Source organism: Streptomyces sp. NPDC088246 (assembly GCF_044741025.1).
In the GTDB taxonomy this organism is placed as follows: Bacteria; Actinomycetota; Actinomycetes; order Streptomycetales; family Streptomycetaceae; genus Streptomyces.
Window position 1 is genome coordinate 49,994 of record NZ_JBIURV010000022.1, and the last position, 14,687, is coordinate 64,680.

The 14,687-nt window shown below is 69.1% G+C and carries 12 protein-coding genes and 1 pseudogene; 6 read left to right on the forward strand and 7 right to left on the reverse strand.

The window, feature by feature from the left end:
• Window positions 1-231: 231 nt before the first annotated feature.
• Window positions 232-1,716 carry an MFS transporter gene (locus ACIPEK_RS27665; protein ID WP_402001234.1) on the reverse strand — a complete coding sequence of 495 codons (1,485 nt, stop codon included), beginning with the start codon at window positions 1,714-1,716 and terminating at the stop codon, window positions 232-234.
• 70 nt (window positions 1,717-1,786) lie between these two features.
• Between ACIPEK_RS27665 and dusB the strand changes: the two genes are divergently transcribed.
• The 4 genes from dusB to ACIPEK_RS27685 all read left to right on the forward strand — a co-directional run bounded on the left by dusB (window position 1,787) and on the right by ACIPEK_RS27685 (window position 8,319).
• Window positions 1,787-2,935: a tRNA dihydrouridine synthase DusB gene (gene dusB, locus ACIPEK_RS27670; RefSeq protein WP_402001237.1), complete on the forward strand. Its 1,149-nt coding sequence runs from the start codon at window positions 1,787-1,789 to the stop codon at window positions 2,933-2,935.
• Window positions 2,936-3,577: 642 nt separating this feature from the next.
• Complete coding sequence (gene ppdK, locus ACIPEK_RS27675; RefSeq protein ID WP_402001240.1) at window positions 3,578-6,325, forward strand: pyruvate, phosphate dikinase; 2,748 nt, start codon at window positions 3,578-3,580, stop codon at window positions 6,323-6,325.
• 503 nt (window positions 6,326-6,828) lie between these two features.
• Window positions 6,829-7,803 carry an ArsR/SmtB family transcription factor gene (locus ACIPEK_RS27680; RefSeq protein ID WP_402001243.1) on the forward strand — a complete coding sequence of 325 codons (975 nt, stop codon included), beginning with the start codon at window positions 6,829-6,831 and terminating at the stop codon, window positions 7,801-7,803.
• A 102-nt stretch (window positions 7,804-7,905) separates the two neighbouring features.
• The gene (locus ACIPEK_RS27685) at window positions 7,906-8,319 is read left to right on the forward strand and encodes a VOC family protein (protein WP_402001246.1); all 414 of its coding nucleotides are present in this window, start codon (window positions 7,906-7,908) and stop codon (window positions 8,317-8,319) included.
• 31 nt (window positions 8,320-8,350) lie between these two features.
• Here ACIPEK_RS27685 and ACIPEK_RS27690 read toward each other — a convergent pair whose 3' ends face one another.
• Window positions 8,351-9,280, reverse strand: coding sequence for an oxidoreductase (locus tag ACIPEK_RS27690; RefSeq protein WP_402001249.1), 930 nt, complete (start codon window positions 9,278-9,280; stop codon window positions 8,351-8,353).
• A gap of 179 nt (window positions 9,281-9,459) precedes the next feature.
• On the opposite strand from ACIPEK_RS27690, the gene ACIPEK_RS27695 reads away from it, so the two are divergent.
• Window positions 9,460-10,248, forward strand: a complete 789-nt coding sequence (locus tag ACIPEK_RS27695) for a sulfite exporter TauE/SafE family protein (protein WP_402001252.1) — start codon at window positions 9,460-9,462, stop codon at window positions 10,246-10,248.
• A 21-nt stretch (window positions 10,249-10,269) separates the two neighbouring features.
• Here ACIPEK_RS27695 and ACIPEK_RS27700 read toward each other — a convergent pair whose 3' ends face one another.
• The 4 genes from ACIPEK_RS27700 to ACIPEK_RS27715 form a co-directional block, all read right to left on the reverse strand.
• Window positions 10,270-10,893 carry a class F sortase gene (locus ACIPEK_RS27700; protein WP_402001255.1) on the reverse strand — a complete coding sequence of 208 codons (624 nt, stop codon included), beginning with the start codon at window positions 10,891-10,893 and terminating at the stop codon, window positions 10,270-10,272.
• Window positions 10,894-11,003: 110 nt separating this feature from the next.
• On the reverse strand, window positions 11,004-11,735 hold the full coding sequence (locus tag ACIPEK_RS27705; protein WP_402001512.1) for a hypothetical protein: 732 nt from the start codon (window positions 11,733-11,735) through the stop codon (window positions 11,004-11,006).
• Window positions 11,736-12,120: 385 nt separating this feature from the next.
• A complete protein-coding gene (locus ACIPEK_RS27710; protein ID WP_402001258.1) occupies window positions 12,121-12,582 on the reverse strand; it encodes a DUF5990 family protein in 462 nt (153 codons plus the stop codon).
• A gap of 94 nt (window positions 12,583-12,676) precedes the next feature.
• A complete protein-coding gene (locus ACIPEK_RS27715) occupies window positions 12,677-13,477 on the reverse strand; it encodes an aminotransferase class IV family protein (RefSeq protein ID WP_402001261.1) in 801 nt (266 codons plus the stop codon).
• 88 nt (window positions 13,478-13,565) lie between these two features.
• On the opposite strand from ACIPEK_RS27715, the gene ACIPEK_RS27720 reads away from it, so the two are divergent.
• On the forward strand, window positions 13,566-14,192 hold the full coding sequence (locus ACIPEK_RS27720; RefSeq protein WP_398628656.1) for an NADPH-dependent FMN reductase: 627 nt from the start codon (window positions 13,566-13,568) through the stop codon (window positions 14,190-14,192).
• Window positions 14,193-14,279: 87 nt separating this feature from the next.
• Here the strand turns inward: ACIPEK_RS27720 and ACIPEK_RS27725 are convergent.
• Window positions 14,280-14,687 (reverse strand): annotated as a pseudogene (locus ACIPEK_RS27725) (IS200/IS605 family accessory protein TnpB-related protein); the annotation flags it as partial.

The following is a 14,687-nucleotide window of genomic DNA, read 5'->3' on the forward strand; positions in this document are numbered from 1 at the left end:
CGCCCCCGGGGGGGGGGGGGGGGGGGTCCTCCCCCCCCCCCCCGGGGGGGGGGGGGGGGGGGGGGGGGCCGCCGGGGGGGGGGGGGGGGGGGGGGGGGGGGGCGGCCCCCCCCCCCCCCCCCCGCGCCGGGCGCATCCCGAACGGTGATGGATGCGCTGGGTTGCCGCCTTCTCATCCCGCTCGGCGGCACGTCCCGTGGGGCGTGGTCCGTGGCGGGTGGGCGGGTTCCCTCAGGCCCTGGAGCTCGCCGACGCCTGATCCCCGGCGGGGACACCCGTCGGCGCCTGCAGCCGCTGCGCGGTACGGCGCGCCGTCTCCAGCGCCCAGTGCCCACTGGTCAGCGCCCCCACCAGCAGGACGCACAGCCCGCACCCGGCGAGGATCCACCAGGCGGGCTTGCTCGCGTCCACGAACGCGACCCCGTACTCGGCGCTGCGCGGCGACCCGGTACCGGCCACGCCCGCGGCCAGCACCGCGCCGATCACGGCGACCCCGAGCGTTCCGCCGATCTGCCGGCTGGTCGAGGCGACCGCCGCCGCCACACCGGCCTGTGAGCGCGGCATCCCGGAGACGGCCGTGTTGGTGATCGGCGCGTTCACCATGCCGAAGCCGAGACCGAACAGCACATAGCCGGTGAACAGCAGGACGTCGTCCGTCTCCGCGTCGAACGCGGCGAACAACAGCCCGCACGCCGTCATGGCCACGCCCGCCACCAGCAGCGACAACCGCGGCCCCCGGCTGCCGACGAGCCGGCCCGACAGGGGTGCGCAGACAAAGGTCAGGGCCGCCATCGGCAGCATGTACAGACCGGCGTGCAGTGCGCTCAGCCCGCGTACGTTCTGCAGATAGAGGGTGTTGAGGAAGAGGAATCCGCTCAGCGCGGCGAAGGCGCAGACCGCTATGACGGTGGCCCCGCTGAACGGGGCGCTGCGGAAGAAGCGCAGATCGATCAGGGGCTCGGCACGCCGCCGCTCGTACAGCAGCAGCCCGATCAGGGAGCACCCGGCGAGCGCGGCGAACAGCAGGATCCGCGGCGAGCCCCAGCCCTCCGAGGGCGCCTCGATGATCGCGTACGTCAGCGAACCGAGCAGCCCGATCACCAGCAGCTGCCCCACCGGGTCGGGGCGGCGCGGCTTCGGGGCGCGGGACTCGGGGACGTACCGCCAGGTGAGCAGCAGCGCGGCGAGACCGACCGGCAGATTGATCCAGAAGATCGACCGCCAGCCGACCGAGTCCACCAGAAGGCCGCCGATCACCGGGCCCGCCGCCATGGAGATGCCGACGACACCGCCCCACACCCCGATGGCGCGGGCCCGCTCGCGCGGGTCGGTGAAGGTGTTGGTGATGATCGACATCGCGACAGGGTTGAGCATCGAGCCGCCCACCGCCTGCACCATCCGGAAGGCCACCAGCGACTCCAGGTTCGGCGCCAGGGAGCAGAGCACCGAACCGAGGGTGAAGAGGACCAGCCCGATCTTGAAGATCTTCCGGCGCCCTATCCGGTCGGCGGTGGAGCCCGAGAGCATCAGCAGCGAGGCGAGGACGAGGGTGTAGGCGTCGATCGTCCACTGCATGCCCGCGACGGTGGCGTGCAGTTCCTTCTGCATGGAGGGCAGGGCGACATTGAGGACGGTGTTGTCGAGACTGACGATCAGCAGACTCATGCAGCAGATCGCCAGCACCAGCTGCCGTCGACGGGGGCTCAGCTCGGGCATACATGGATAGTACGGTTAACTAACGAACTCTGCCGACGTGCCGCTCCGTGCCGTACGCGACAATGGAGCAATGACCACGCTCGCCCCTTCGCTCCCGCTGCTCCGGATCGGCCCCCACGCGGTGCAGCCGCCGGTGGTGCTCGCCCCCATGGCCGGCATCACCAACGCCCCGTTCCGCACCCTGTGCCGGGAGTTCTCCGGCGGCAAGGGGCTGTTCGTCAGCGAGATGATCACCACGCGGGCGCTGGTCGAGCGCAATGAGAAGACCATGCAGCTCATCCACTTCGACGCGAGCGAGACCCCGCGCTCGATCCAGCTGTACGGAGTGGACCCGGTCACGGTCGGCAAGGCCGTCCGCATGATCGTCGACGAGAACCTCGCCGACCACATCGACCTGAACTTCGGCTGCCCGGTCCCCAAGGTGACCCGCAAGGGCGGCGGCTCGGCGCTCCCGTACAAGCGGCCGCTGCTGCGTGCGATCCTCAACCAGGCGGTCTCCAACGCGGGCGATCTGCCGGTCACCATCAAGATGCGCAAGGGCATCGACGACGACCACATCACCTACCTCGACGCGGGCCGGATCGCGGTCGAGGAGGGCGTCACGGCCGTCGCCCTGCACGGCAGGACGGCCGCCCAGCACTACGGCGGCACCGCGGACTGGGAAGCCATCGCCCGCCTCAAGGAGCACGTCCCGGAGATCCCCGTCCTCGGCAACGGCGACATCTGGTGCGCGGACGACGCCCGCCGGATGATGCGCGAGACCGGCTGCGACGGCGTGGTCGTGGGCCGGGGCTGCCTGGGCCGCCCCTGGCTCTTCGGCGACCTGGTGAGCGCGTTCGAGGGTACGGAGACGAGGCGGGCGCCGGCGCTCCGGGAGGTCGCCACCGTCATGCTGAGGCACGCGACGCTGCTGGGGGAGTGGATCGGTGACGAGACGCGTGGCGTGATCGACTTCCGCAAGCATGTCGCCTGGTACCTCAAGGGCTTCTCGGTCGGCTCCGAGATGCGCAAGAAGCTGGCGGTCACCTCGTCGCTGGAGGAGCTGGGCGGTCAGCTGCAGGAGCTGGACCTGGATCAGCCGTGGCCGGACGGCGCGGACGGGCCGCGCGGGCGCACCTCGGGCAACAACCGGGTGGTCCTGCCGGACGGCTGGCTGAAAGACCCGTACGACTGCGCGGGTGTGAGCGCCGACGCGGAGCTGGACACCTCGGGCGGCTGATTGCGCTCCCGGGGCCTGGCGGGGTCCGACGGGGGCTCTCCAGAGCTTCCCCGCCCCCCCGGGGCCCTTCAAGAGGCACGCGGCATCACAGGCACCGCGTGCCTCTTGATTCGTCTCGCTCATCTGAGCGCTATAGCGGGCCGGATTCGGTGATTTTCGGCCAAGGGTGAGCCTTAATGCGCCCGCACGGGGCGCCGTGCGCAGAATCTGCTCACCGTCGGCTGCATCTTGATGATCAAAGGGTGACCATCAGCCGTCTCCCACTCGTCCGGATGGTGACATCTGAGCGCCGATCGTAGAGTGATTCTCGCCACTCTGAGAACCGTATCGCTCAAATGAGCGACAATTTGGGAGCTGCATTTCTCAAATGGTGGCACTGGGTGCCAATAGGCTTCACTTTGATCGATCGACGCTTCCATTGCGCCGTGTGGTCGATTTATGGGATTCCAGTCGCACTGCGTGCTTATTCATTCAAGAAGTGAAGGCGTCCTTCGATCGGGGGATAGGCCATGTCACTTTCGATCTGCTGGCGGACGGGTGGTTGAGGCCTCATGACGCGCAAGTGGACGTACCCAGACACCTTCGATCTGGGTATGTTCCTCGCCGTCAGGGCAGCCACAGCGTCCTCGAGGAGTCGAGACCGTGTCGGAAAACAAAGATCCCCACGTATCCACCCCGGAATCCCGGGAGCCCCAGGGCGAGAAGTTCGTCTATGACTTCACCGAGGGCAACAAGGATCTGAAGGACCTGCTCGGCGGGAAGGGTGCCAACCTCGCCGAGATGACCAATCTCGGGCTCCCCGTCCCTCCGGGCTTCACCATCACCACCGAGGCGTGCAAGGTCTACCTCGACAGTGGCGAGGAGCCGACGAAGCTGCGCGACGAGGTCAGCGCGCATCTCGACGCCCTTGAGGCGCGGATGGGCAAGAAGCTCGGTCAGGCGGACGACCCGCTCCTGGTCTCGGTCCGCTCCGGCGCGAAGTTCTCGATGCCCGGCATGATGGACACGGTCCTCAACATCGGCCTCTCCGACGAGTCCGTGGCCGGTCTCACCGTCCAGGCCGGCGACGAGCGGTTCGCGTGGGACTCCTACCGCCGCCTCATCCAGATGTTCGGCAAGACCGTCCTCGGTGTCGACGGCGACCTCTTCGAGGAGGCGCTGGAGGCGGCGAAGGAGGCCAAGGGCGTCACGGTCGATGTGGATCTCGACGCGGCCGACCTGAAGAAGCTGGTCAAGAGGTTCAAGAAGATCGTCTCGCGGGACGCCGGACGTGACTTCCCGCAGGACCCGCGCGAGCAGATGGATCTGGCCATAAAGGCCGTCTTCGACTCGTGGAACACCGACCGGGCCAAGCTCTACCGCCGCCAGGAGCGCATCCCCGGCGACCTCGGTACGGCCGTCAACATCTGCTCGATGGTCTTCGGCAACCTCGGTCCCGACTCCGGTACGGGTGTCGCGTTCACCCGTGACCCGGCCAGCGGCCACCAGGGCGTCTACGGCGACTACCTGCAGAACGCGCAGGGTGAGGATGTCGTCGCCGGCATCCGCAACACCGTGCCGCTCGCCGAGCTGGAGTCGATCGACAAGAAGTCGTACGACCAGCTGATGCAGATCATGGAAACCCTCGAAACGCACTACAAGGACCTGTGCGACATCGAGTTCACCATCGAGCGCGGCCAGCTGTGGATGCTCCAGACCCGGGTCGGCAAGCGCACCGCCGGTGCCGCCTTCCGGATCGCCACGCAGCTGGTCGACCAGGGGCTCATCGACGAGGCCGAGGCGCTTCAGCGGGTCACCGGGGCGCAGCTGGCGCAGCTGATGTTCCCCCGCTTCGACGAGGACGCCCGGACGCGGCTGCTCGGCCGTGGCATCGCCGCGTCGCCGGGTGCCGCGGTCGGCAAGGCGGTCTTCGACTCGTACACCGCCGTCAAGTGGTCCCGCTCCGGCGAGAAGGTCATCCTGATCCGCCGGGAGACCAACCCCGACGACCTCGACGGCATGATCGCCGCCGAGGGCATCCTGACCTCCCGCGGCGGCAAGACCTCGCACGCCGCCGTCGTCGCCCGCGGCATGGGCAAGACGTGTGTCTGCGGCGCCGAGGAGATCGAGGTCGACACCAAACGGCGTCGGCTGACCGTCGGCGGGACCGTCGTCGAGGAGGGCGACACCGTCTCGGTGGACGGCTCCACCGGCAAGGTGTACCTCGGCGAGGTCCCCGTCGTGCCGTCCCCGGTCGTCGAGTACTTCGAGGGCCGGATGCACGCGGGCGCCGACGACGCCGACGAGCTGGTCGCCGCCGTGCACCGGATCATGGCGTACGCGGACCGGGTGCGCCGGCTGCGGGTGCGGGCCAACGCCGACAACGCCGAGGACGCGCTGCGCGCCCGCCGCTTCGGTGCCCAGGGCATCGGCCTGTGCCGTACCGAGCACATGTTCCTCGGCGAGCGCCGCGAGATGGTCGAGAAGCTGATCCTCGCGGACACCGACGCCGAGCGCGAGACCGCGCTGGACGAGCTGCTTCCGCTCCAGAAGGCCGACTTCATCGAGCTGTTCGAGGCGATGGACGGACTGCCCGTCACCGTACGGCTGCTCGACCCGCCGCTGCACGAGTTCCTGCCCGACATCACCGAGCTCTCGGTACGGGTCGCGCTCGCCGAGTCCCGCAAGGACGCCAACGAGAACGACCTGCGTCTGCTCCAGGCCGTGCACAAGCTGCACGAGCAGAACCCGATGCTCGGTCTGCGCGGGGTCCGTCTCGGTCTCGTCATCCCCGGCCTGTTCGCCATGCAGGTACGGGCGATCGCCGAGGCCGCGGCGATGCGCAAGAACGCCAAGGGCGACCCGCGCGCCGAGATCATGATTCCGCTCGTCGGTACGGTCCAGGAGCTGGAGATCGTCCGCGAGGAGGCCGACCGGGTCATCGCCGAGGTCGAGGCGGCCACCGGCACCGAGCTGAAGCTCACCATCGGCACGATGATCGAGCTGCCCCGCGCCGCGCTGACCGCCGGTCAGATCGCCGAGGCCGCACAGTTCTTCTCCTTCGGCACGAACGACCTGACCCAGACGGTGTGGGGCTTCTCCCGTGACGACGTGGAGGCCTCGTTCTTCACCGCGTACCTGGAGAAGGGCATCTTCGGGGTGTCGCCGTTCGAGACGATCGACAAGGACGGTGTCGGCTCGCTGGTCCGCAGCGCCGTCGCGGCCGGCCGGGCCACCCGCCCGGACCTGAAGCTCGGCGTCTGCGGCGAGCACGGCGGCGACCCGGAGTCGGTGCACTTCTTCCACGAGGTGGGCCTGGACTACGTGTCCTGCTCCCCGTTCCGTATCCCCGTCGCCCGCCTGGAGGCGGGCCGTGCGGCGGCGGACTCGAAGGGCAGCGACAGCCGCTGATCCGACACCACAACCCCCTGACCCCGGAGCTGCCGTCGGCTCACCCGTACCCTCACCGACTCGACGGCAACTCCGGAACTCCCGGAGGCGGCGGCACCCTGTGCGGGGATGCCGCCGTTTCGTTTTGTTCTGGGGAAAATGGTTGTTCGACGTTGTGCCTTTTCTTCGTTCAATACGCAAAGTTCGTTCAATACGCAAAGACATGGGCCGGGAACGGACCGGGGTGCGGCCCACGGATCCCCATCCGTGGGCCGCACCCGGCTTACCCCCGTCGGGTACGGAGCCGCACCGTCGCCGACCGCCGCCGAACGAGCAAAACCCCCCACGGCCTTCACTCGCTCTTCCGGTGGCTCCGGATTCGTACCCGACGTCGTACAGCTTTTCGGGAGGCGGCATGGGGAGGCGAGACGTTTCACCTCTGGCCGAAACCCCGTGGTGACGTGCTGTTACGGATCGCATACCCTTGGGTGGGGGTAATTGCAGGTGCAACAGCTGGGGGCTCGGTGCTGCGTATCCATATGTCCGGAGTGGACCTTTCCAAGGTGCGGATGGCCACTCGGCCGGATGCGCTGTGGGAAACCATTCTGAGTTTCCATCGGCTGAGGGACCGGCGCGGTTCCACGGTGTTCGGGAAATGGCGTACGGAAACCCGGCCCCGGTTGAATGGTGAAGTACGCCTGCTGGCCGCCGTGATTCCACCGCGCGGCTATTTCCCGGACTTCCTGACGCCTTCTCAGGAAAGCAGTGAGCCGTACGGCATCGACGCCGGAATTGAAGCGCTGCGCGACACCCCGCCCCGGCGGATCCGCGCCGAACTCGCCCTGCTGGCCGCCGAACGCCGCGAGGCGGGCCGCACCCCGGACGGGCACGCCGAGTTGCTCGACCGGCTCATCGGCGCCCTGCGCGGTTACCACCGCGCCGCGATCGAACCGTACTGGCCGCACATCCAGGCCAGCGTCGAGGCCGACCGCGCCGTCCGCGGCCGCGCCCTCCTGGACGGCGGGGCACAAGAGCTGCTCGCCTCGCTCCCGCCCATGATCCGCTGGCGGGCCCCCGTGCTGGAGGCGGACTACCCCGTCGACCGCGAACTCCATCTGGACGGGCGGGGGTTATTGCTCCAGCCGTCCTACTTCTGCCGCGTCACCCCGGTCGTCCACCGAGACCCGCAGCTCCCGCCGGTCCTCGTCTACCCGGTCACCCACTCCCGCGCCCCGGTCTTCGCCGAACCGGGGCCCTGGCTCGGCCGGCTCCTCGGCAATACCCGCTCGACGATCCTGAGAGCCATCGGCAACGGCTGCACGACCAGCGAACTCGCCCGCCGGGCAGGAGTCTCCCTCGCCTCGGCGAGCCAGCACGCCTGTGTGCTGCGCGAGGCCGGCCTGATCCACACCCTGCGGCACGGCAGCTCGGTCCTGCACACGCTGACCCCGCTGGGCGGATCGCTGCTCCGGGGCGGCGCGCCGCTCGCCATGTCCTGACGCCGGAGGGCCAAAGTTTTCTTCGCGGGACCGATGAGTTCTGCACAGCCCAGCCGTCTACCTGTCGTAAAGCGTTCGAACAACAGAGAGAGCGAAACGGCCATGCCTCAGATGATCTTCGTGAACCTGCCGGTCAAGGACCTCGAGACGACCAAGAGCTTCTTCGGCAAGCTCGGCTTCTCGTTCAACCCGCAGTTCAGCGACGAGAACACCGCATGCCTCGTCATCAGCGACACCATCTTCGCCATGCTCCTCACGGAGCCCCGCTTCAAGGAGTTCACCAAGAAGGAGATCGCCGACGCCTCGAAGTCCACCGAGGTGATCCTCGCCCTGAGCGCCGAGAGCCGCGAGAAGGTGGACGAGCTGGTCGACACCGCCCTCGCCTCCGGGGGATCACCCGCCAACGAGCCGATCGACTACGGCTTCATGTACGGCCGTTCCTTCCAGGACCCGGACCACCACATCTGGGAGGTCATGTGGATGGATCCCTCCGCCGTCGAGGGCCGGCAGGGCTGAGCCCGTCGATGAGAGGGCGGGGGAGCGGTCCTCAGGACGTCAGCCCCGGATACGCCACCCCCGTGAGCTGCTCGGATGCCACCCAGAGCCGTTCGCTCGCCACATCGTTCAGCGTCCAGCCCGCCCGCCACGCCGGGGCAGGCGCACCGCGCCAGCCCAGCAGCCTCGGCCCGGTGAACGAGTCGGGGCGCACGCCGGGCGCGGTGGCCGCGTACAGGGTGGGCAGCGCACCGGACGACGCGGGCTGGGCGATGATCCGGTTACCGAGCTCGACCACCCGTTCCGCCGCCCTGCGGTTCTCCATCCGGACGCCCGCCGTCTGCAGATTGGTCGCCGCGTAACCAGGGTGCGCTGCGGCGGCCACCACCTCACAACCGGCTGCCGACAGCCGCCGCGCCAGCTCGTGGATGAAGAGCAGATTGGCGGTCTTCGAGCGGCCGTAGGCGATCCAACGGCGGTAGTTCCGCTCGCTGTTGAGATCCCCGATATCGATGTTGGAAAGGGCGTGCATGCCGCTGGAGACGCTCACCACGCGCGCTCCGGGGGTGTCGAGGAGCTTCGGAAGCAGCAGTCCGGTGAGCGCGAAGTGCCCGAGGTGGTTGACGCCGAACTGCCTCTCGAAGCCGTCGGCCGTCTTCCCGTACGGAAGGGCCATCACGCCCGCGTTGTTGATCAGCAGATCGATCCGGTCGGGCGTGTGGGCCGTGGCGAACTTGCGTACGGAATCCAGATCGGCCAGATCGAGCGGTACGAACTCCACGTCCGCGCCGGTCACGGCCGTCCGGATGCGGGACTCGGCCTCCTTGCCGCGCGTCTCGTCACGGCAGGCGAGCAGCACCCGCGCGCCGCGGCGGGCCAGCTCCCGCGCCGTGATCAGTCCGATGCCGCTGTTGGCTCCGGTGACCACGGCCGTACGGCCGTTCTGATCGGGGATGTCGCTCGCGTTCCAGCCCTGGCTCATGGACCAAAGCGTACGACCGCGGCGAGCCGGCCGGACGGGCCGGGCCCGTCCGGATTCCGCCGGGCTCGCGAGGGCCAGGGCGGGCCCGGAAGCCCGGAACCTCAGAGTTGGCTCAACTTTCCCGCGATCCGGCCGAGGAAGTTGGACGGGGCACGTATCGCCTCCTTATCGTCGCGATCATGCCCGACATAGCACTCACCACTCTGGTCGTCCTCTGCCTCGCGGCAGCCGCGGCCGGCTGGATCGACGCAGTGGTCGGCGGTGGCGGACTGCTGCTGCTGCCCGCCCTGCTGCTCGGACTGCCGCACGTCCCGGCCGCGCACGTCCTCGGCACGAACAAGGCGGTCGCGATCGTCGGTACGTCGGGCGCCGCCGTGACGTACGTACGCAAGGCACCGGTGAAGGTCGGGACGGCCCTGCGGATCGGGCTCGCGGCACTGGCCGGATCGATGACCGGTGCGTTCTTCGCCGCCGGGATCAGCAGCGAGGTGCTGCGCCCGGTCATCATGGTTGTGCTGCTGGCAGTCGCGGCGTTCGTGATGCTGCGGCCCTCGTTCGGCAGGGCGACGGACGACGGTACGCGGCACGAGGTCACCCGGGCCCGCACCGTCACCGCGATCGTGCTGGTCGGCGGCGGCATCGGCCTCTACGACGGGCTGTTCGGCCCCGGCACCGGAACGTTCCTGGTGCTGGCGCTGACCGCGGTGCTCCACCTCGATCTGGTGACGGCGTCCGCCACCGCCAAGATCGTCAACGTCTGCACCAACGGCGGGGCGCTGGCGATGTTCGCCTACCAGGGCAGCGTGATGTGGCAACTGGCCGGGCTGATGGCCGTGTTCAACCTGGCGGGTGGGCTGATCGGGGCGCGGATGGCACTGAGGAAGGGCAGCGAGTTCGTCCGCGGGGTACTGCTGGTCGTGGTGCTCTCGCTGGTCGCCAAGTTGGCGTTCGATCAGTGGATGGCATGAACGACGGGTGTCCGGGCGGGTTCACCGCACCTCGGTGAGGTGTGCGTACGCCACCACATTGCCCTGGTATCCCGTCGTTTTCGAGAATCCGCCGCCGCAGGTGATCAGCCGCAGCGAGGCGTAGGGCGAGGCGCCGTACACCCGCTTGTCGGGGAAGTTCTTGCTCTCGTAGACCTCGATCGCGTCGAGTGAGAAGACGGCGGTACGCCCGTCCTGGCGGACCACCTCGACCGTGCTGCCCTTCTGCAGGGCGCCCAGGTTGTAGAAGACCGACGGCCCCTGTGCGTTGTCGACATGACCGGCGACGATCGCGCTGCCCTTGGAGCCGGGTGGAGTGCCGTCCCGGTACCAGCCGACGACGTTACGGTTCCCGGCCGGCGGCACATCGAGACTGCCGTCGGCCCGGAGCCCCAGTCGCATCATCGGCGCGTCCACCCGGATGCTCGGGATCCGGATGCGCACGGGCGCCGAGGGTTTCAGCGGTTCGGCGACCGGAGACCCCGGCTGCAGCTGCGGGCCGCCCGCGAACGCCTGGGCGGCGGTCGGCTGGGGCGGGATCAGCTCGGCACCGGCGCCGTGACGGATCAGCCAGATACCGGCCAGCGCCGCGACGACCAGCAGCCAGCTCTTGGCCTTCTGGGACACGGTCGTCCTCCGAATGACGAAATGGGGACGGTACGGGGGACGGTCCCGTCCCGGTGGCGCGCGGCCACCGGGACGGGACCGGGCGGTACGGAGACGTGAATCCGTCTCCGTCAGCCGGCTCCTTGCGTGCCGCTCGCCCGGCGACGCAGGAGCCAGGCTCCGCCGACGGCGGCCGCGGCGAGTACGCCGGCGCCCGCCGCGATCTGGGTGGTGTCGGGCCGGACGCTGCCGCCGACGCCTGTTCTGACACGCCCGCTGGGGGCATTGGGTCCGGACGAGTTGTCGCGCCCGGACGAGGAGTTGTCGCGTCCGGACGAGTTGTCGCGCCCGGACTGGTTGTCGCGTCCGGACGAGTTGTTGCCTCCGGACTGGTTGTCGCGTCCGGACGAGGAGTTCTCGCGTCCGGACGAGTTGTTGCCTCCGGACTGGTTGTCGCGTCCGGACGAGGAGTTCTCGCGTCCGGACGAGTTGTCGCGCCCCGACTGGTAGTCGCGCCCGGACGACGAGCTGTCGTGCCTTGCCGAGCCCTCGTCCCCGGAAGGGATGCGGAGCCCTGAGAGGGCGTCGAGCCCGCCGACGGAGTCGAGCAACGAGGGGACATTGAGGCCGGAAGGGTTGTTGAGGCCGAAGGGGGCGTTGTTTCCGGACCTGGAGGGGTTGTCCGACCCGCCATCGTCGGTCTGCGCCTCCGGGGCGCCATTGGTCCGCGGTGCGGCAGCCGGGCCGGCCCGCAGCGCGCCGGCATCACCTGCGTACGCGGACGGCCCGGCGGTGAAGAGGCCGAGCGTGGCTATGGTGACCGCGGAAGCGGCGGTCCGGGTCACTGGGCGAGCAGGACGCATGGGGTGTTCCTCCGGCAACTGCGCGAGTGGGTGTGTCCTGACCTCGAGCTAACGGGCGGTCCGCCACCCATGCCTGCTGACATGAAGTCAGCTTTCACCCGAATGGCTCGGCGCGGCATCCTTGCCAATCTGCATGTGTGCAGGTCACGGCGGTGATCGAAGCGAGGGTGGCCGGTCCCGTACCGCCCGGTGCCGATTGGGTGATGCCGCCCAGGAGGAGAGTGGCGCACATCACATGCATGACCTCGGGGGTGTCGGGCACACGTCTGACACCCCCCACGGGACGGTGAACCAGGCCGCCCCAGGCCGCCGCCCCGACCGGGCCCATCCCCCCTGGGCCCGGTCAGGGCGGTTCCGTGCCGTGGCACCCTGCGGTGCGGCGCTCTCAGGCCGGAGCGGCGGCGGACCATTCGACGGTCGGCGGCCGCACCCGGGCGCAGAGCGGCTGCCCCCTGGTGTCGGAGAGGGACAGTCGCGCGGTGAGATGCCCGGAGCGCACGGCGGCTTCGAGCACGGCCGGATCGATGTCGCCCAGCATCAGCTTGGCCCGCCGGAACATGGTGAAGACGCCGTTCTCGTCGACCGTGCCCCAGGACAGGTAGACGAAGCGCCCGCCCAGCCGGTTCTGCACGTAGGGCCCCTTGATCTCGACACCGTCCTCGGCCGGGTCGGCGGTGCAGTCCAAGGTCCACGAGGCCGACGGGGCGTCGCCCGGGTGCAGGTCGAGCAGCTCGCCGGGCCTGTCCTTGCGCTGCACGCCCACGTGGATGTTGTGGGCATCGGGGAAGTCACTGTCCGGCCCACAGGTGAGGCCGGGGAGACACGAGCCTTCGATATGGATCTGCATGCCCCCATGCTCCCTTCCTCCGGTGGGCCTTCGGGCCGCCGTCCTCAGCAGGGCGTGGAGTTCGCCGTGCAAGCAGGTGTGAGGCCAGGAGGCGTCAGATCGTGTCCCACGGCGCACCGTCGTACGCCTGCCCGATCCGTTTCATCAGCTCCTCGTCCACCGTGAACTCGATGTCGTCGATGCGCCGGACCGGCGCGATGCCCTGCGAGTTGGTGATGAACGCCGACCGGAACGCGGCCAGCCCGTCCAGCGCCACCGGGCGCCGTACGGAATCCAGCCCCGCGCCGGGCAGCTCCTGCTCCAGCAGCGCCATGGTGATGCCGAGCAGGGAAGGGGCTTTTGGCCAGATGACCGAAGTGCCGTCCCAGAAACCGATGTTGGTGATCGAACCCTCGGTCACCGCACCGTCCGGCATGGTCAGCAGAGCCTCGTCGAAACCGGCGCGTGCCGCGAGCCTTGCGTAGTATGTCTGGCCGAACTCGCCGGGACGTTTGATGTGCGGCACGGTCCGGGCGTACGGAACGGACATCAGGTCGTGCGGTTCGGCGGACTTCTGCGCCGGCTCGCGCACCGTGACCATCACGGTCGTCCCCGTGCCGCCCGGCGACGAAAATCCGTATACCCGGGTCGAGGCGTCCCGTACCCCGGCACTGTCCAGCGCGTGCCGGATCAGTTCGCGGACCCGCTCTCCGTCGAGACCGCGCCCGAACAGCTCCTGGTTGGCGGAGTCCAGCCGGGCCAGATGCAGGGCGAGGCCGCGCACCTTTCCGTCCCTGACCTGCATGGCCGTGAAATGGCCGTAGTTGAGGAAGGCGGGAATCCGCAGATCCGCCTCGGTGGCCGGGTGCCCGTCGAACTCGGCGTACGGGAAGGGTGCGGGAGGAGGAGTCGTCATGCGATCCACCGTATGCCGCGGCGCGCGACGGCGGCCCCTGACGGACAGGACTTGACCTCAACCATGGTTGACATATGAGCCTCTCCGTATGGACCTCACCGCAACATCCTCATCCACCACATCCACGACCGCTTCCACCGCACCTCTGAAGGTTGCGGTCATCCTCGCCAGCAATCGCGAGGGACGGTTCGCCCCCGTCGTCTCCGACTGGTTTCTCTCGCGCGCCGCCGGTCACCCCGACATCGGGACCGACCTGATCGACATCGCGGAACTCGACCTCCCGATCGCCCTCTCCTACCGGCCCGACGCCGATGCGCAGGCCCAATTGGCGGCCGTTTCGCCCAGGTTGGCGCAGGCCGATGCCTTCGTCGTCATCACCCCCGAGTACAACCACTCGTACCCGGCCCCGCTGAAGAACCTCATCGACTGGCACCACGCCGAGTGGCAGGCCAAACCCGTCGCCTTCGTCTCGTACGGCGGAGTCTCCGGAGGTCTGCGCGCCGTCGAGCATCTGAGGCAGGTCTTCGCCGAGCTGCACAGCGTCGGTATCCGGGAAACGGTGTCGTTCCACAACGCGGGCGCTCTGTTCGACGACGAGGGCAGGCACAAGGACCCGACGGGCTGCGACGCGGCGGCCAAGACGCTGCTCGACCAGCTGGTCTGGTGGGGGCGCGCGCTGCGCGACGCCAAGGCCGTTCATCCCTACGGCGTCTGACCACCAGCCGCTGCGCCGCGCCGCAACGCCCCCGACAATCGACGATGGGAGCAAGGACACTCCGTAACCGACCGTTCCTAACCAGTTGGAGCGGTAGCCGCCCGCGGCCCGCTTCGTTCCCGGCTCACCGATCGGGAGGGACAGGCGGTGCCGCAGCGTCCCGATCCCGGCTTCCAGCGTCTTCATGTGCGCGGCCTGGCAACGGCGGGCCAGCGCCCACTGATCGTGCGTGGCCTTGGTGATCGCACCCGCGATCCGCGACGACGACAGCGGCGTCAGGTCCCGCTTGCGCGACGCCCAGGTATCCTTGCTGTGCTCCAGGCCATCCGCACAGCGGGCCCTGAGATCACGCGAAGCCAGACGCCCCTGATGCTCACCGACCGCGCGCAGAACACTCTCGTCCTGGGGCGTGAGGTGCTTCAGACGGTCCCGGATCGCCACCCCGCAAGGCCCGGGCACTACGAAGGACCCGGCCAACTCCCGCAAACCACCCAC